Here is a 17,319-nt window from a genome sequence, read left to right as displayed (position 1 = left end):
CTCCCGCCGTCGTCCGCTTTGCTTTGTTTTAGGTGCTAGATGATCAGGTTCATGGCGTTCCAGCCGGAGCCGACCAGGCCGCGGGGGAGCCAGCCTCCTTGGCCGTTGCTGGGGTAGAGCCAGAGGGCTCCGCCTGCGTCGCGGGCCAGGAGGTCCACGTTGCCGTCGCCGTTGAAGTCGCCGGGGCCGATGATTGAGGTCATGGCGTTCCAGCCGTTGCCTACGGTGGTGGGGCCGGTGAAGTACGAATGCACTCCCCACTCATACCGTGTCTGGTGACCTCTGTATTCCTGCAATGCTCCGGGGCCGTCAGTAGCCAGAAGATCGGGAACGCCGTCCTTGGTGAAATCGCCGGGCCCCATCATCGCAGTCAATACATGCCACCCGTTCCCCATCCGGCTCGGCGGAAGCCAGCCACCTTTTCCGTTCCCTCGATAGAGCCAGAGGTAGCTGTCCGCGTCCCTGGCTACCAAGTCGGCACTTCCGTCAAGGTCGAGGTCTCCGACTGCTGTGACAGCGCTCATCGAATTCCATCCCTGTCCCACTTGGACTCGAGCAAACCAACCGCCTCCGCCGTTGCCTGGGTAAAGCCAGAGTGCGCCGCCGCCATCACGCGCCAGAACGTCGGCATTGCCGTCCCCATTGAAGTCTCCGGGGGCAACCATGGACGTCATCACGTTCCAGCCTTGGCCAACCTGAATCCGCGGAAGCCAGCCACCGTTGCCCTGACCGGGGTAAAGCCACAAGTTCCCGTTTCCATCGCGGGAAAGGACATCGGGCTTTCGGTCTCCGTTGAAGTCGTGCCCCACGCTAGCCGCTTTGATCGTGATGGTCAGGAGTGCGCTGATCGCATCTGAACCGTAGCCATTAGTGGACGCGACGCGGAACGTGTAAGTGCCTGGTGTGGTGGGAACGCCGGTTAGCACCCCGCCAGGATTTAGTGATTGCAGAGTGAGGCCGGGCGGTAATGAGCCGCTTGCAACCTTGAACTGGGGTACCAGCGAGCCGCTAGCCGTGAAGTAGTGCTGGTACCGGACCCCGACAGTCCCTGCGTTTGGCGGGTTACCGGAGGTGAAGACCGGCGCAACGTTCTTCCCGTCAATGATCCGGATTTCAGCGGCACCTGAGTCGAGGACATAGATCTTGTTCGTGGCCTCGTTCACGGCCAGGTCAGCCGGATTATTGAAGTCCCTGACATCACCCAGCAGGTTTGCCTGCGAATCAAATACCGTTACACGGTAGTTGTAAAGATCAGATGCATAGACCTTATTGGTGGTTTCGTTGACTGCCATGCTCTGATAATTGGTGTCGTCCACCGGGGTATTAGTAACTTTCAGGGTGGCACCGTCGAGCGCCGTCAGGTACTGGCCGCCTTCATCTGAGGCATAGACCATGTTGGCTTTGCGGTTGATGGCCATGACCCCGGGACGCGCATCTGTTCCAGTTGGAGCAACAGTCACAGCATTGGTTTGTCCATCGAGAACCGCAAATGCCTTGGCGGCCGGGCAGGCAAAGAAAATCTTTTGGGCAGCGCTATTCAAGACCATGGACTGGGCGACACATCCAAGGTCAATGGTGCTGAAAGTGTGGTTAGCTCCGTCGAGAACCGCAGTCTTCTTACCGACCCAATCCGTGACAAAGATCCGGTTCGTTGTCTCATCAACGGCCATTGATTCAACAGCCAAGGGCGAAGGCAAAAGAGTAGCTGTCCGAGTGGACCCGTCGATAACTGAGAGTCCTGCGCCCCTGTGGCTAACGTAGATCTTGTTGGTTTTGCTGTTGACGGCGAGAACCGATGGGCGTGCCGCGAGAGCGATGGTCGTGGTCACTTCAGATGCGCCGTCGATTACTGTGACCACTTTGCTGCCAGCATGGGAGACGTAAATCTTGTTGGTAATTTCATTGACGGCAATTTCCTCGGGAAATTCGGTAACGGCGATCGATTTCGAGGTCATGGTGTTTCCATCAACGACCATCACCGACTTGGCGGTGTAGTTCGTTACGTAGATCTTGTTGGTCTTGGCATTCAACACTTCGTCTATAGGCATGCTGCCTTTGAACTTTTGGTCAGTCAGAATGTCAGCCTGCGCCGACCCGGCTCCCACTCCGACCAGGATGCTCGCCGCCGTGAGCAGCACAAGAAGCCCGGCAGCAAGACGCCTCCCCGCGGCACCGACAAAAGACCTGGATATACCCCGAGCAGCCAAGGCTCAACCCCCAATAAATTCGATGAGCGACTATCGCTTCAACCAGCGAAGTTTACAGCCGGCCGAGCATTGGATGTGATCCGGGTCCCAATGTTTCGTCCAGCGGCCAAAGCTTCGGACCCCCAACGCGCTCAACCCCCGCCAAAGTTCCCATTGGTCCCAACATGAAGCGCATCTTCACAGCTTTTGTCACGCTTGTCACATCTTGTTGTCATTAACGGTGACAAGTTCCGTAGCTTGGAAAGGTCAGCAGTCCAGAGCTAGGAGTTCCCATGCCGCAGTCCAACGAATCCGCCACCGTTCCCGCCGACTCACACAGCCCGCCAGGCCCCAAGGCCCGTAAGACCAGCCTCCTGAGCAACCTGGGAGCAGACCTACCCGCATCGCTCGTCGTCTTCCTCGTAGCACTCCCGCTTTCCCTCGGCATCGCCGCCGCCTCAGGTGCTCCGATCATGGCGGGCCTCATTGCCGCAGCCGTCGGCGGCATTGTTGCAGGCAGCCTGGGCGGCTCCCCACTGCAGGTGAGCGGCCCAGCCGCCGGTCTGACCGTCGTCGTTGCCGGTCTGGTAGACGAGTTCGGCTGGCAGGTGACATGCGCAATCACCGCTGCTGCCGGCGTCGTGCAGCTCCTCATGGGTGTCAGCCGCATCGGGCGTGCTGCGCTGGCAGTCTCGCCGGTGGTAGTCAAGGCGATGCTCGCGGGCATCGGCATCACCATCATCCTGCAGCAACTACACGTACTTCTTGGCGGTCAGGCCGCTGGATCTGCCATCGAAAACCTCACAGCGCTCCCCGCAGCCATCACCAACGTCGAGCTGCACTCGGCGTTGCTGGGCGTGGCCGTCGTCGCGATTCTGCTGACGTGGAAGTTCCTCCCCGCCGCAGTCCGGAAGATCCCCGGGCCGCTTGCCGCCGTCGTCGCCGTGACGGCGCTGTCAGTTGCGGTTGCGCCAAGCGTGGAGCGCATCAGCTTCAGCGGCTCCATCTTCGACGCCATCGCCCTCCCAAGCCTGCCCGACGGAAACTGGCGAGCCGCGGCCATGGCCGTCATCACGGTGGCACTGATCGCCAGCATTGAGTCGCTCCTGTCAGCCGTCGCCGTAGACAAAATGGGCGGCTCGCGCACCAACCTCAACCGGGAACTCGTGGGCCAAGGCTCCGCGAACGTCGTTTCCGGCATGCTCGGCGGGCTGCCCGTCACCGGTGTGATTGTCCGTAGTGCCACCAACGTAGAAGCCGGAGCGAAGAGCCGTACCTCCGCAATCCTGCACGGCGTGTGGGTTCTGGTGTTTTCGGCCCTCTTCGCCGGACTCATCCAACTGATTCCGTTGTCCGTGCTCGCCGGGCTCTTGCTGGTGATCGGCGCCAAGCTCATCAAAGTCGCGGACATCCGCACCAGTCTCCGCACGGGAGACCTCCTCGTCTACAGCGTCACCCTGGTCTGCGTGGTGGCCCTCAACCTCCTTGAAGGCGTCATCATCGGCCTCGCACTGGCCGCCCTCTGCGTACTGTGGCGCGTGCTCCGGGCACAGATCCATGCGCACGCTCCCTCTGCAGAAGCACTGCCGTGGCGCGTGACCATCGCCGGCTCCTGCAGCTTCTTCGCGCTGCCCCGGCTCAACCGCGTCCTCCATTCCGTGCCCGAAGGCCAGGATGTGGTGGTGGAACTCAACGCCGACTACCTTGACCACGCCTTCCGCGAAGCACTGGTCGCTTGGCAGAAGCAGCAGCGCAACACCGGCGCCTCCGTGATCCTCGAAGAGCACGGAACCACTGCATTCAGCGACGCCGCGGACAACACCCCGCAGCGCCAAGACCCGCGCGAATTCCCGCTGCCGCCCCGTACGTCCTGGTTGCCTGCCGGTGTCACCCCAGCTCACGACGACGGCGGGCGGCTGCCGCTGCGGTCAATCCTCTTGGGCATCGATAAGTATCACCGGCGGCACGCAGACAAGGTCCGGCCCCTGGTTCAGGACCTCACCGAAGGGCAGAATCCGGACACGCTCTTTGTTGCCTGTGTGGACTCCAGAGTCAATCCCAACCTGATCACCAGCAGCGGGCCCGGCGACCTCCTCACACTCCGGAACATTGGCAACGTGGTGTGCAATGACGGCAGCGATGCTTCGATCGACTCTGCCCTGTCCTTCGCCGTAAAGGGCTTGTCCGTGGACTCGATGGTGGTCTGTGGGCACTCCAACTGCGGTGCGATGAAAGCTGTCATTGCCGATGCTGAGGGAGCTGCGCCGGCCATGGGCAAAGGCTTTGATACGTGGCTGGAGCACGCCCGGCCGAGCTACTCTGCCCTGATGACCGGCCACCCTGTAGCGATTGCTGCAGCGGCTGAGGGTTACAGCCGGCTGGACCAATTGAGCATGGTGAACGTGGCCCTCCAACTCCGGAAGCTGGAAGAACACCCGGTCACCGGGCCTGCCTTGGCGTCCGGTCAACTTGAGGCCACTGGCTTGTTCTACGACATTTGCTCGGCCCGGGTTGTCCTGGTGACGCCGGAGGGCATCGAGCAACTGGACCCGAGCATGGCGGTTCGCGCGTAGCTCCACGTGCCCCAGACTGGCCCCATCCACCCACTTTGGGAGGACAACAGCCCCGACACTCCGCTTCGGCGGCGTGTCGGGGCTGTTTCAGTTTTAATGTGGGTGGTGGAGGCCCGGGCCACCCACAGCGTGCGCAATACTGGACTCAGAGACCACGATTTCCGGCAGGCGAGGGCTGCCGTGTGAGGAGGTGGCGGGGAACGTGAATGCCGAGAACAACGCCTTCAGACGGAAGCTCGAGCGGGGCGCGGAACTGCGGGCAGTACGGTCTTGGGGCGGGAATGCCGAAGAAGACGCAGAGCTTGAGGCCGCGGATGCCGAAGAACGCGAGAAACGCCGCAAGGTGGATGACGCTGCACGGGTTGAATACCTCATCCGCGATGCCATGAACCAGGGCAAGTTCGACAACCTGAAGTACGCCGGCAAACCAATCCCCGGTTTGGGGGAGCACTACGACCCCGACTGGTGGGTCAAGGGGCTCATCCAGCGTGAACGGCTCAGCGGCATCGGGCCGCCCGCCATCTTACTGCGGATTGAGGACTCGGAACTCGACGCCAAGGTGGACCTGCAATACACCGAGAAACAAGTCCGGGATCTGCTGGAGGACTTCAACAAACGCGTGGTGGAGGCGCGGCGGCAATTACAAGGCGGCCCGCCAGTGATCACTAAGCTCCGCGACGTGGAGGCTGAAATTGTAAGGTGGCGGGAGCGCAGGGCCGCAGCAGCCCCACCCGAGCCGGAGCCTGACCCGCCCGGCAAACGAACGTGGTGGCAGCGACTCTGGAACGGCCCCGGGTGAGGGGCACACAACGGCAGCCGACGGCGAAACCTGAGTTCCGCCGTCGGCTGCTGTTCTGTGTGAGAGGACTTTAGGCGAAGCTGTCTTCCTTGGCCTCCGGGGCAGCTGGAGCCGGTTTCCGGGCGATCAGGGCTGAGAGGTGAGCTTGCTGCTGGCGGAAGTGGCCGTGGGCGGTGAGGCCAAACTCGTACGCGGACTCTGCGTGCTGGGTGAGGTCCACGCCGGTGACTTCGTGCTCCAGGGGAACCCGGAATCCGATGGTCTTGTGGATGATCCGGCCGATCACCAGTGTGCCCAAACCGGACAGGACGATGGTGATCAGTACGGCAACTGTTTGGGCAATCAGCTGCTGCGGGCCGCCGCCGTAGAAGAGGCCGCCGGCCGTGCCCTCGGTGGGGAACGCGATGAAGCCCAGGGAGAGCGTGCCGATGACGCCCGCACCGAAGTGCACGCCCACCACGTCCAGGGAGTCGTCGAACCCGAACTTGTACTTCAGGTCCACGAACACGGCGCAGGCGGCGCCGGCAACCAGGCCAAGTCCCAGTGCGGCAAGCGGACTGATGTTGGCGCAGGAAGGCGTGATGGCCACCAGGCCGGCCACGACCCCGGACGCCGCACCCAGCGATGTCGGGTGACCGTGACGGACTTTTTCTACAATGAGCCAGCTGAGCATTGCTGCTGCCGGTGTGACCAGGGTGTTGATCCAGATGAGGCCGGCTTGCTCGGCGGTGGTTGCTGCGCCGCCGTTGAATCCGAACCAGCCGAACCAGAGAATGGCCGCGCCGATCATGATGAACGGCACGTTGTGCGGGCGGTGGTTGGGGTCTTTGGCGAATCCGTGACGCTTTCCCACGATCAATGCGAGGACGAAAGCGGCGGTTCCGGAGCTGACCTCAACCACTGCGCCACCGGCGAAGTCGATGACCTGGCCGAAGATTTGCGTCACGGCACCACCGGCGCTCATGATACCGCCGCCCCAGATCATGTAGGCCAGTGGGCAGTAGACCACGGTGATCCAGATCGGTACGAACAGCGCCCAGGCGCCGAACTTGGCACGGTCGGCAATTGCTCCGCTGATCAGGGCCACGGTGATGATGGCGAAGGTGGCTGCAAAGCCGGCCTTGATCAGGTCAGGCGACCCGATCAGGTCCTGCAAGCCGAAGTGCGCGAAAGGGTTGCCGAACAGGCCAAGGAAGCCGTCGCCCGTGGTCATGGAGTAGCCCCACAGGACCCACACCACGCCAACAATTCCCGCCGAGATGAAGCTCATCATGATCATGTTGAGCGCTGCCTTGGCACGGGTCATGCCGCCGTAGAACAGGCCGAGGCCGGGCGTCATGAACAGCACCATTGCCGCCGACAACATCATCCAGACGTGTTGCGCAGAGATCTCCACCTGCGTTCCCTTCTCATTGAGTCCAACCCCCCGATCAATATTCGGTGAGCTATGTTTCCGACTCAGAAGAGCTAAGTTGCAGCTAAGTTACAGAAATCCCGCGTTCGTGAAGATCACGTCACTGCCATGTTTCAGGAATGTTAACGGCGCTTCTCGCGTGGCCCGGAGGGGTAGCCTCCGCGACGGCTGGCGATGATGATCACCAAGGCAGTCGCCGTGGGCAGGGCCGCGGCCAGAGGCACCAACTGTGCCCCCACCGAGGTGAGGGCGAAGGCGCCGTAGACAGCCCCAACGGCGATACCCAACTGAATGGTCACCACGGTGAGGCCGTTGGCAGCATCCTTATGCTCACCACCGGCACGGAGAATCGCGGCCTGGTTGTAGATACCCACCGCGCCAAAGGCGATGCCCCACAGCGTCATCAGTCCGAACGCGCCCACCCAGGTGCCGCCCAGCGCCGGCAGCAGGGCAAATGCCAACGTCAAGAGCCCGACGGCGGCAATCACCGAAGTGCGCGGGCGGGAGTCAGCGGTCATGCCGGCAATCCAGATACCCACGAGGCTTGCCACGCCCACCACCGAGAGGGAGAGGCTGGTGGCGGACTCCGGCAGTCCTGATGCGAGGAGGAAGGGCGCAACGTAGGTGAACAGCGTGAAATGGGCCAGCAACAAGAGTGGCCATGCGATGGCGATTGCGACCACGCCAGGCAGCTTCATGGCCGCCCGGAGAGAGGGAGTTTTCTGGCTGGCTTGGTCGTGGGCGCCGGGGAGGAGCCAGAAAGCCAATACGGCCAGCAGGACGCCCACCCCGGCCAACACCAGGAACGAGGCACGCCACGTCATAAGTGAACCCATGAGCGTCCCGATGGGAGCACCCACGGCCAGTGCAATGCTGTTGCCGCTGAACACCACAGCCATGGCCTTGCCTACTGAATGGGCGGGAACGATGCGGGCCACATACGGGGCCATGCTGGACCACAACATGCCATGCGCGATGCCGCCAAGGAGCCGCGCCCCGATCGCCCAACCCAGTGTCGGGCTCAAGGCCAGGAGAACGTTACTGAGGGCAAACGCCAGTACGGTGGCGATCAGCAGCGTCTTGCGGGGGACCCGTCCAGCCAGGAACCGGGAAAGCGGCAGGGCAGTGAAAACGATAATCGCAGCGTAGACCGCAGTCAGAGAACCCACGGCCGATTCGTCCACTCCCAGATCACGGCTGATTTGGGGAAGCAGGCCGGAGGGCAGGAGCTCGGTGGTCACGGCGGTGAAACCTGCAGCCGCCAAGACCAACAGCCCGCCCCACGGGATCTTCTTCGGTTGCTGCGTTGCAGCACGCGACGCCTCGGCTGATGGCGTTCCGACGACCACGGGGTCCTGCTTCAAAGATTGCTCCTCTGGAATGAATAAAGGGTTAGTTCATAGGGGTCCCTACAACGTTATGCAGCCACGGCGATGCGAGGGAGTCTCTGTCAGAAACCCCCTCCGGTTAGCAACACACTTTGTCCGTCAGTCATTCCTCGCGCAGACTGGGCCTGTGAAGCCCTTTCTCTTGCTGGCCACCCGAGCCGAAGACGCCGCAGCCGATGACGAGTACCAGGCCTACCTCCGGTACTGTGGCCTGAAACCGGAAGAACTGGTCCGGATTCGGCTGGAATCCGGGCCTTTGCCGGCCCTTGAACTGTCCGACTATTCCGGTGTGATCGTCGGCGGCAGCCCGTACACCTCCAGCGATCCTGTGGAGGAGAAGAGCGCAGACCAGATCCGGGTTGAGGCCGAACTCTCATCATTATTGGACCGAATCGTGGCCGATGACTTCCCTTTCCTGGGCGCCTGCTACGGCGTCGGTACCTTGGGCGTGCACCAGGGCGCTGTGATTGATCGTCGGTTCGGGGAGCCCGTTGGAGCCACGGAGATCACTTTAACGGCGGAGGGAGAACGCGATCCCATACTTCACGGAGTCTCCCGCTCTTTTGAGGCGTTCGTTGGGCACAAGGAAGCGTGCAGCAAACTCCCTGCACACGCCGTGCTGTTAGCTAGTTCAGCTGCCTGCCCGGTGCACATGTTCCGGATCAAGAACAACCTTTACGCCACGCAGTTCCACCCCGAACTCGACGCCGACGGGCTGATCACGCGCATCGACATCTACAAGAACGCTGGCTACTTCCCGCCTCACACGGCCGACGAGCTCATCCAGTCGGCGCGCCAATCATCCGTGACGGAGCCGATGCGGGTGCTCAGGAACTTCGCGGAGCGCTACGCCCGCTAGCCCGTGCGTTGTGGGGCCCGCTTTGCGCCCCTTGCGCACGAAGTTGGGCGCAGAGTGGGCCCGGCAACGTGGGGGTGTTTGTTGTGGGGCCTGCTTTGCGCCCTTCGCGCACGAAATTGGGCGCAGAGTGGGCCTGGCAACGTGGGGGGTGTTTGTTGTGGGGCCTGCTTTACGCCCCTTGCGCACGAAATAGGGCGCAGAGTGGGCCTCGCAACGCCCAACGCTCGACGGCGGTAGTCGCCGTCGAGCGTTCGTCCCCCAAAACGTTGTTGTCCCCTAAGGTGCGGCTACGTGAGCCGGGCAGCCAGGTCCTCTCCAACAGCGAAGGCACGCGTGATCGCCGAGCCCAGTGTGGCGCCCCCGCCGGGGTAATTGTTTCGGAACACACCGGCTGATACGTTGCCTGCCGCGTAGAGCCCCGGAATGGGCGATTGCCGATGGTCAAGCACCCTCCCGTTGGCGTCCGTGGCAAGCCCGCCGGAAGTGCCCAGTACCCCGGCGTGGATAGGAACGGCGTAGAACGGTGCCGCAAGTAGAGGCGCAAGGCAGGGGTTGGGAGTGTTGCCGGCGTCGCCCAGGAAACGGTCCTGTGGGGTGGCGCCGCGTCCGAACTCCGTGTCCACGCCCAAGGCAGCGTCTGCATTGAACCGGGCAACCGTTGCGTCCAGCCCGGCCGGGTTGATGCCCAGATCCAGTGCCAACAACTCAAGGCTCGGTGCGGACACCATCCACTCGGCTGCCAAACCCGGAGTGGAACCCGCCACGGGGTACTTGGCTAAGTAGGTGGAGTCGAACACCAGCCATGCGGGGTTGTTCTGTTGCCTGCCCGTATGCGGGTTGATGGACGCGAAAACCCGGCTGGCATCGTGATAGTTGAGGGCTTCGTTAACGAAACGCTTGCCGTCGCTGTTCACGGTGATGGACCCCGGGAGTGTCATCTCGACGTTCCCCATTCGGCCGGAACGCTGCCCAGCGTACTGATGCGCCGCCGTAGATATGACAGGAACGCCCCACACAGCGGACATGTCCTCCACAGCCGCTCCGGCTTTAAATCCCAGTTCCAACCCGTCGCCCTCGTTGGACGGTGCGCTGATGGGCGTCACCGGATACGGCAGGAAGGCGCTGCGGAGCCGTGGGTTCCATTCGAACCCTCCGGAGGCGAGTACGACGGCGGTCGCGGCCACGTGCGCTCCGGCGCCGCCGCCGAGACGCACGTTCCATCCGGTGCCGGACGGCGACAAGTCCTCCACAGGACTGGAGGCAACGATGTGAACACCACGATCCAAAGCGCTCGCCACAAGGCTGCCCACCAGTGCACCGCCCATGGTCCGGATCCCTGAGGAGGCCCGGCGCGACAGGAGCGCCGGATCGGCCGCACGGCCATTGAGTTCATCGCGCTCGGTCATAGTGAGCAGCGGGAAATAGGAGGACGGCCGGATCAGTTCCGAAAGGCCTGGATAATCCTGGGGATCGAACGCGTTGTTATCCAGGCCCCGGCCCCCATCTGCGGATCCCTTCCACTCCATGTGGTAATCCGGACGGGCGATCGGAACCATGGAAACCTTCGTGTTCCGGTTGAGGAATTCCACGGCCCGCGGCGCAGTGGACACGTACCATTCGATCTCCTCGGCCGTCATCACGTGCCCGGCCGCCTCGGAAAGGTACGCGACGCCGTCGGCATGGCTGTCCTGGTATCCCGCAGCCTTGGCGAGATGGTTGTTGGGCGCCCACATCACGCCACCCCCAGCCGCCGTGGTGCCTCCCAGCAGGTCAGCCTTTTCCACAACCAGGACGCTGAGGCCGGCGTCGGCCGAGCGGACGGCAGCCACCAGCCCGGCGGCGCCACTGCCCATGATGACGACGTCGTAGCTTGCGTTGAGTTGCTCGGGTGCGGTGAGGATGGGGGTGCTCATGCGGTGGTTCCTGCTGGCATCTCGATGAGGATTTTGCCGATCTTTTCCTTGCGTCCCTGCATCAGGCGGTATGCCTGTTCCAAGTCCGCGAAGGCGAAGCGGTGGGTCATGAGTGCCCTGGCCTGCTTTGGGTGTCTGGCCAGGAGGGCCAGACCGTCAGGGATGAGGTTGAGACTCATGCGGCTTCCCATGATGTCCAGTTCCTTATAAGGGATGTCCTTCATGGACACGTTGGCCTGTCTGGGCGAAATGCCTACTTGGACGATTCTCCCGGCACTGGCCACAAGCCTGATGGCGTTCTCCAAAGACGAAGGAACGCCCGTGGCCTCGATGACCAATTGTGGTCCGTAGCCATCGGTGAGTGCATCCAACCGAGGTCCCTGATGTGCGTCCGGGAAATTGCTCCCCGGGGACACCAACAAAGTGTCCGTGGCGCCGAACTCGACGGCGAGATCCAGACGGTGCTGCTCGGTATCGGCGCAGACCACGGTGACTCCCAGCTCTGTCAGATACAGGGTGGCCAACAAGCCGATGGGACCGCTGCCCAGCACCAGCGCGGTTTCACCGGCCTCAGGCCGGCCCCGGTTGACTGCCTGCATGGCGATGGATGCTGGTTCTCCCATGGCAGCGATATCCAAAGGGAGCTCGTCCGGAACCGGGCAGAGCTTGTCCAGTGGGACGCTGATCAGTTCAGTGAGCGCTCCGTCCGAGTAGCATCCCAGGCAGCCCACGTTGTGGCAGACGTTGTAGCGGCCCGTCCGGCATGGGCGGCACTTGCCGCAGCAGATGATGGGATTGACGGCCACGCGATCGCCGATGCTGATGGCAGCGTCGTCGTTTGAGACCTCGCCGGGCGTTAGGGCCTCCACGATCCCGGAGAATTCGTGACCTTGGATGAGCGGCAAATCTGTGGGGTAGTCGTCTTCCCAGATGTGGAGGTCGGTGCCGCACAGAGTGACGTTGTGGACCCGGACAAGGGCGTGGCCTGATTGGAGGGTGGGCTCTGGGGAGTCCCGGAATTCAATGGTTTCCTGGGAGACGGTGACTGCGGAGAGCATTCCCGGACCTCAGACCTGGCCCGTAGCGTGGCCCGCGGGCTGAGCGTCCTGCACCACGGTGTCAGCGCCAAAGAAGATGTTCCACTGGCGCACGGTGCGTTCCTGGATGAGCCCGGCGAGCTGGAATGGATCCTGGTCCATGAGGGCTTCGACGTCGGCCTTGGAATCGCCGGAAATGATCAGCAATGCGCCGGGAGTTTCCTCGGGACCGAAGGGTCCGCTCTTCAGGAGGCGACCGCCGTCGAACTGGGCTTTGAGGAACTCGACATGAGACGGACGGATCGTATCCCGGCTGGCGGATGTTGTGGGGGAGTAAGCGTAGGTAACGGCGAAAGTGGCCATGAGTGTGTCCTCTTCATTGAGTGAGTGGGGGCTTTCCTCAATGCTGGGCAAACTATTAGCTCTTGTCCAATACTTAATTGCTCTCTCACTATGTGCTAAAAACACATAGTGATCAGGGTGCCGGTGTGGGGAGCACTTCTTCGGCCAACCGCAGGGCTGCACGGATGGCTGGCGACGTTGCTGCCGGGTTCCACGCGAGACCTGAAAACAGCAGGACATCCTCCCCCGCCAAGGAGAGGAAGATGGTGCCCGCCGGCATGATTCCTTGGATGGATTCGGGCATCAGGCTGATTCCCACGCCGCCTGCTACCAAGGAAAGGGCTGTGTACGGATCGGCCACTTCCTGGCTGATACGGGGCCGGAATCCAGCAGCGGCGCAGGCTGCGAAAGTGACGTCCCGGAGTGTGGACCCTTGAGCGGCAGGCATGGTGATGAACGGGTCGCTTGCGAGTTCGGCCATCTCCACCGACGTCTGCCCGGCCAAAGGATGGTCCGCGGGAACTGTGACCCCCAGACGCTCCGTGGCAATCCGGCGGGTGGCTAACGACGGCGAGTCGATGGGGAGGCCGATGAAGGCCAGATCCAACACGTTGTTGCCCAACTGATGGAGTGCTTCCTGGGTCAGTAGCCCGCCATGCAATGTCACCTCCAGTTGCGGGTAATGCTGGCGAAGAGCGCGTGCCAGAGGGGGAAGCGTGGTGTGGTTCAACGCCCCGGAAAAGCCAATGGCAAGCTTGCCGTAAACGGTCCCGGTTCCGGCGTTCACTGCACGGCGGGCCAAGTCCACTTCGTCGAGGATTTTCCGGGCGTGCGGAAGCAGTGAATGCCCCGCTGCCGTTAGCGTGACAGACCTGGTGTTGCGTTCGAACAGCGCCGACCCCAAGTCCTTTTCGAGCTTTTTGATGGTTTGGCTCAGTGGTGACTGCGCCATCCGGAGCCGCTCCGCCGCGCGGCCGAAGTGAAGTTCCTCGGCCACCGCCAGGAAGGCCTCAATTTGCCGCAGTTCCACGTTGCCTCCCACATTTTCAAGGTCAAGTGCAAGGCTATATTGGGTTCACGTCCGGGACGTCCGGGGTGGCCGGATTGCCGGGAAGCTAACGGGAGGCATCATGGCTAACTCAGCGTCGGGGGAGTCCGTCATTGAGCGTGTTGTGAAAATCATGGATGCGTTCTCCAAGGGCCAACCGTGGCTTCCACTCAAGGAGCTGGTCCGGATTACCGGGATGTCCAGCAGTACCGTGCATCGGCTGGCCATGGACTTGGCGTCCAGTGGACTCCTGGAACGTAATGCTTCAGGGGAGTTCGGGGTCGGCATGAAGATGTGGGAGCTGGCCTCCCGCAGCAACCCCTTGGAGGAGTTCCGCCGTCGGGGTTTGCCGTTTTTGGAAGGCGTTCATGCGGCCGTCCGGGAGCATGTGGCGTTGTCCATACCTGACGTGGAGAACAACAGCGTGCTGTACCTGGAGCGTCTGGACCGGCATGGAACGGTCATGAACCTGGCCGAGGTGGCGGGCCGACTGGACATCCACACCACATCCTCCGGGATGGCCATGATGGCGCACATGCCGGGCTGGGTGCAGGACCGATTCCTGGCCGGGGCGTTGGAGAAGACCACTCCGGCTACGGAAACAGATCCTGCAAGGGTCAGGGCCAACCTCGCGCTGATCCGGGAGCGCGGCTACGCCCGGTTGGTCGGCGTCCTTGTGGAGGAGAACACCGCCTACTCCGTTCCCGTATTCGGCCAGGGCCATGCGGTCATAGGTGCGATTTCCGTCGTCGTGCCCTCCGTTGACGAGGACGCCGGGCTGATTCTTCCCGTGCTGGTGGCCGCTGGCCGCGGCCTGTCGCGGACCATGGGTGCTGAGCGTCGCCCCTACGGATCCCGCCCCTGGTTGTCTACCACTGACTAAGCCAGGCATGGCTGTCCCGTTCAACGGGAAGTTTCCCCTCGGCCTGTGACCTGGGTCCTACAGTCGATCCCAGAGGAACTATCGCCAGTGACCTGGACCACACATCCTGAATTCGTTATCAACGGCCACAGGATGGACTGCCCAACAAATCGGCAGCCGGCGATTCGTGACTCATCTAATTCTTTGCCGGGCAAGGCACCATGGCGGTGCCACTTCCCGCGCACTCAATGAGGAGACAGTATGGGAAACGTGCAGCAGCACTCGCCCTCGGACGTCAACCCGGCAGCGCCGGTTGAGCACGTCAAAATGCCCAAGAAGGCGGCCCTTGCCTCCTTCCTGGGATCCACTTTGGAGTACTACGACTTCTTCATCTACGGCACCGCCGCCGCCCTGATCTTCCCCAAGATCTTCTTCCCGGGCGGCGACCCCGTAGTGGCACTCCTTGGAGCGATGGCTACGTTCGGCGTCGGGTATCTGGCCAGGCCGCTGGGTGGCTTGGTGATGAGCCACTACGGCGACAAGATCGGCCGCAAACAAGCGCTGATGATCACGCTGGTGATCATGGGCGTGGCCTCCATTGGCATAGGATTCCTGCCCACGTACGGGCAGATCGGGTACTGGGCAACGGCGCTGTTGCTGGTAGGCCGTTTGGCCCAAGGATTCTCCGCCGGCGCCGAAGCCGCAGGTGCGTCAACACTCACCATGGAGCACTCACCGGAAGGCCGCCGCGCGTTCTTCACCAGCTTCGTGATGACCGGGTACGCCTCGGGAATGGTGCTGTCCACCATCGTCTTCATTCCGCTGGCCGCGCTGCCCGAAGAGCAGCTCCTCAGCTGGGGTTGGCGTGTGCCGTTCTGGCTTTCGGTAGTGGTTCTCGCTGTGGCTTACTGGATCCGGACCCGCCTGGATGAGCCGCCTGTGTTCGAAGAGATCGTGGAGCACAACAAACCCAAGGCGATCCCCGCCGTCGCAGTTTTCAAAACGCAGTGGCGCGACGTCCTGCGCGTCGGCGTGGTGATGCTCTTCTCGGTCATGCAGACCACCTTCACCGTGTACGCCCTGGCCTACGCCACCGGACCGGCCGTGGGCATCGACCGCACCCTCATGCTTACCGTGAACGCCGTAACCATCGGTCTCTCCATGGTGACCATTCCCATCTCCGCCATGATCTCGGACCGCATTGGCCGCAAGAAGGTTCTGTTGGTGGGAGCCCTCGGCTGCGCTCTGACCACCATTGGCTACTTCTGGGCCATCAGCGGGCAGAACATCCCCCTGATCTTCCTGTTCGGCTTCCTGAACATGACCGTCTTCTACTCCTGCTGGAACGGTGTGTGGACGGTCTTCTTCCCGGAGATGTTCCCGGCAGCAGTCCGATACTCGGGCATGGCGATCGGAAGCCAGATCGGCCTCATCCTCGCCGGGTTCGCACCCGCAATCGCAACGCTCCTTGCGCAACCCGGTCCCAACGGTTGGTGGCCGGTAGCCGGCTTCACCATCCTTTGCCTGGCAGCCTCGGCCATCGCCATCATGACGGCCCGCGAGACTTACAACGTCCCGCTTGAGGACCTCGGCAAGCCGCGCAGCGCGCAGGTCAACAGATAGAGCACGACGCCGGGCGGCGGCTCTCAGCCGCCCGGCACCCGTTCGCCTCCGGGCAACCCGCCGCGCCCCTGACTCCGGCGCCCGTCATATCCGCACTCACTTCTACGACTCATGCCCTGAAAGTTGGATACCCATGACTTCGTCAGCAACCGCACCCCGTACCTTCCGCGTTGGAATCGCGGGTTGCGGTGCCATCTCCCGAAACCACCTCGAGGCTTTCCGTGCCCTCAACAACGTGCAGATCGTGGGTGTCTGCGATGTGGATGCGGACCGGGCAAGGGCCACAGCCGAAGCCTGGGGCATACCGAATGCGGTAACAAGCATGGAGGAACTACTCAACCTGGGCCTGGACATTGTTTCTGTCTGCACCCCACATCCCACGCACGAGGAAGTGGTGCTGAAAGCTGCGGCGGCGGGGGTTAATGTACTCTGCGAAAAGCCGATTGCCACCAAACTGGAGTCAGCCGAACGCATGGTGGAGGCCTGCGAGAACGCCGGGGTCCAACTAGGGGTTTTGTTCCAGCGCCGCTTCTGGCCGGCCTCTCAGAAGATCCGCGCCGCGATCGACGACGGCACGTTGGGCAAGGCAATCCTGGCCCAGTGTTCGGTCATGCTGCACCGTGCCCCGGACTACTACAACCGCGACGCGTGGCGCGGCACGTGGGAGAGCGACGGCGGTGGAGTCCTCATGTCACAGGCGGTCCACCAGATCGACCTCCTCCAGTGGTATCTGGGAGACGTGGCCGAGGTTTACGGCAAGGTCAACACCTACCGTCACGCCGACTATATAGAGGTAGAGGATTCCGCAAAGGCGGTAATCACTTTCACCTCCGGAGCCATGGCCACGCTGGAAGCCTCCACGGCAGTGTCTCCCAACCTCGGAATCCAGCTCCGCATCACCGGCGAAACAGGGGCTTCGGCTTCCCTCACCGAGTTTCCGGAAGGCAGCGACGGCCGGCTGGACCTGTGGGCGGTAGGCGAGCAAATCGTCGTCGAGCCTGTCCACCCGGAAGGCGTGGAGCCGAACGTCGATCTGTCCGTCATCAACGGCCAGCTGATCCCGTTCCACAAACTGCAGGTCCAGGACTTTGTCCAGGCACTGGAAAACGGGACGGAACCGGCAATTACCGGCAAAGACGCCCTGAAATCCTTGCGGATACTCCTCGCCGTTTACGAATCTTCACGCACCGGCCAACCCGTCCGCTTCGCACCAGCCCAGCCCTCCCACGCAGCCATTCCCGAGCTGCGCGGCCGTGAAAAGGTGGCTCGCTGACC

At 62.5% G+C, this 17,319-nt stretch carries 13 protein-coding genes; 6 read left to right on the top strand and 7 right to left on the bottom strand.

All coding sequences use genetic code 11. The features are described 5' to 3' along the window. Positions 1 to 35: 35 nt before the first annotated feature. Positions 36 to 2,048 (bottom strand): FG-GAP-like repeat-containing protein, encoded by a 2,013-nt coding sequence (locus tag LDN70_RS17300; RefSeq protein ID WP_223940905.1) that lies wholly within the window; start codon positions 2,046 to 2,048, stop codon positions 36 to 38. A 431-nt stretch (positions 2,049 to 2,479) separates the two neighbouring features. Between LDN70_RS17300 and LDN70_RS17295 the strand changes: the two genes are divergently transcribed. Beyond that, positions 2,480 to 4,759, top strand: coding sequence for a SulP family inorganic anion transporter (locus tag LDN70_RS17295; RefSeq protein ID WP_223940904.1), 2,280 nt, complete (start codon positions 2,480 to 2,482; stop codon positions 4,757 to 4,759). Positions 4,760 to 4,961: 202 nt separating this feature from the next. Further along, positions 4,962 to 5,558, top strand: a complete 597-nt coding sequence (locus LDN70_RS17290) for a DnaJ family domain-containing protein (RefSeq protein WP_142937970.1) — start codon at positions 4,962 to 4,964, stop codon at positions 5,556 to 5,558. 70 nt (positions 5,559 to 5,628) lie between these two features. Here the strand turns inward: LDN70_RS17290 and LDN70_RS17285 are convergent, their stop codons facing one another. After that, complete coding sequence (locus tag LDN70_RS17285; RefSeq protein WP_223940903.1) at positions 5,629 to 6,954, bottom strand: ammonium transporter; 1,326 nt, start codon at positions 6,952 to 6,954, stop codon at positions 5,629 to 5,631. A gap of 140 nt (positions 6,955 to 7,094) precedes the next feature. Further along, positions 7,095 to 8,321 carry an MFS transporter gene (locus LDN70_RS17280; RefSeq protein ID WP_223942678.1) on the bottom strand — a complete coding sequence of 409 codons (1,227 nt, stop codon included), beginning with the start codon at positions 8,319 to 8,321 and terminating at the stop codon, positions 7,095 to 7,097. Positions 8,322 to 8,487: 166 nt separating this feature from the next. On the opposite strand from LDN70_RS17280, the gene LDN70_RS17275 reads away from it, so the two are divergent. After that, complete coding sequence (locus LDN70_RS17275; RefSeq protein WP_142937972.1) at positions 8,488 to 9,219, top strand: glutamine amidotransferase; 732 nt, start codon at positions 8,488 to 8,490, stop codon at positions 9,217 to 9,219. Between the two features lie 287 nt (positions 9,220 to 9,506). On the opposite strand, the gene LDN70_RS17270 is transcribed toward LDN70_RS17275, so the two are convergent. The 4 genes from LDN70_RS17270 to LDN70_RS17255 all read right to left on the bottom strand — a co-directional run bounded on the left by LDN70_RS17270 (position 9,507) and on the right by LDN70_RS17255 (position 13,541). Then, positions 9,507 to 11,132, bottom strand: a complete 1,626-nt coding sequence (locus tag LDN70_RS17270) for an FAD-dependent oxidoreductase (protein WP_223940902.1) — start codon at positions 11,130 to 11,132, stop codon at positions 9,507 to 9,509. Next, positions 11,129 to 12,190 (bottom strand): alcohol dehydrogenase catalytic domain-containing protein, encoded by a 1,062-nt coding sequence (locus LDN70_RS17265; RefSeq protein WP_223940901.1) that lies wholly within the window; start codon positions 12,188 to 12,190, stop codon positions 11,129 to 11,131. Before LDN70_RS17265 ends, LDN70_RS17270 begins: the two co-directional genes overlap by 4 nt. Before the next feature lie 9 nt (positions 12,191 to 12,199). Further along, positions 12,200 to 12,532: a YciI family protein gene (locus LDN70_RS17260; protein ID WP_223940900.1), complete on the bottom strand. Its 333-nt coding sequence runs from the start codon at positions 12,530 to 12,532 to the stop codon at positions 12,200 to 12,202. 112 nt (positions 12,533 to 12,644) lie between these two features. After that, positions 12,645 to 13,541, bottom strand: a complete 897-nt coding sequence (locus LDN70_RS17255) for a LysR family transcriptional regulator (RefSeq protein WP_223940899.1) — start codon at positions 13,539 to 13,541, stop codon at positions 12,645 to 12,647. Between the two features lie 100 nt (positions 13,542 to 13,641). Here LDN70_RS17255 and LDN70_RS17250 point away from each other — a divergent pair, with 100 nt between their 5' ends. The 3 genes from LDN70_RS17250 to LDN70_RS17240 all read left to right on the top strand — a co-directional run bounded on the left by LDN70_RS17250 (position 13,642) and on the right by LDN70_RS17240 (position 17,317). Next, entirely contained in the window at positions 13,642 to 14,442 is an 801-nt protein-coding gene (locus LDN70_RS17250) for an IclR family transcriptional regulator (RefSeq protein WP_223940898.1), read from the top strand. A 240-nt stretch (positions 14,443 to 14,682) separates the two neighbouring features. After that, entirely contained in the window at positions 14,683 to 16,044 is a 1,362-nt protein-coding gene (locus tag LDN70_RS17245) for an MFS transporter (protein ID WP_223940897.1), read from the top strand. A 133-nt stretch (positions 16,045 to 16,177) separates the two neighbouring features. Beyond that, positions 16,178 to 17,317: a Gfo/Idh/MocA family protein gene (locus LDN70_RS17240; protein WP_223940896.1), complete on the top strand. Its 1,140-nt coding sequence runs from the start codon at positions 16,178 to 16,180 to the stop codon at positions 17,315 to 17,317. Positions 17,318 to 17,319: the final 2 nt, after the last annotated feature.

Origin of the sequence: Arthrobacter sp. StoSoilB22 (assembly GCF_019977315.1) — a bacterium.
Classification (GTDB): Bacteria; Actinomycetota; Actinomycetes; order Actinomycetales; family Micrococcaceae; genus Arthrobacter.
The sequence above is the reverse complement of the archived record's forward strand: the minus strand, read 5'-3'. Positions and strand labels throughout refer to the sequence as shown.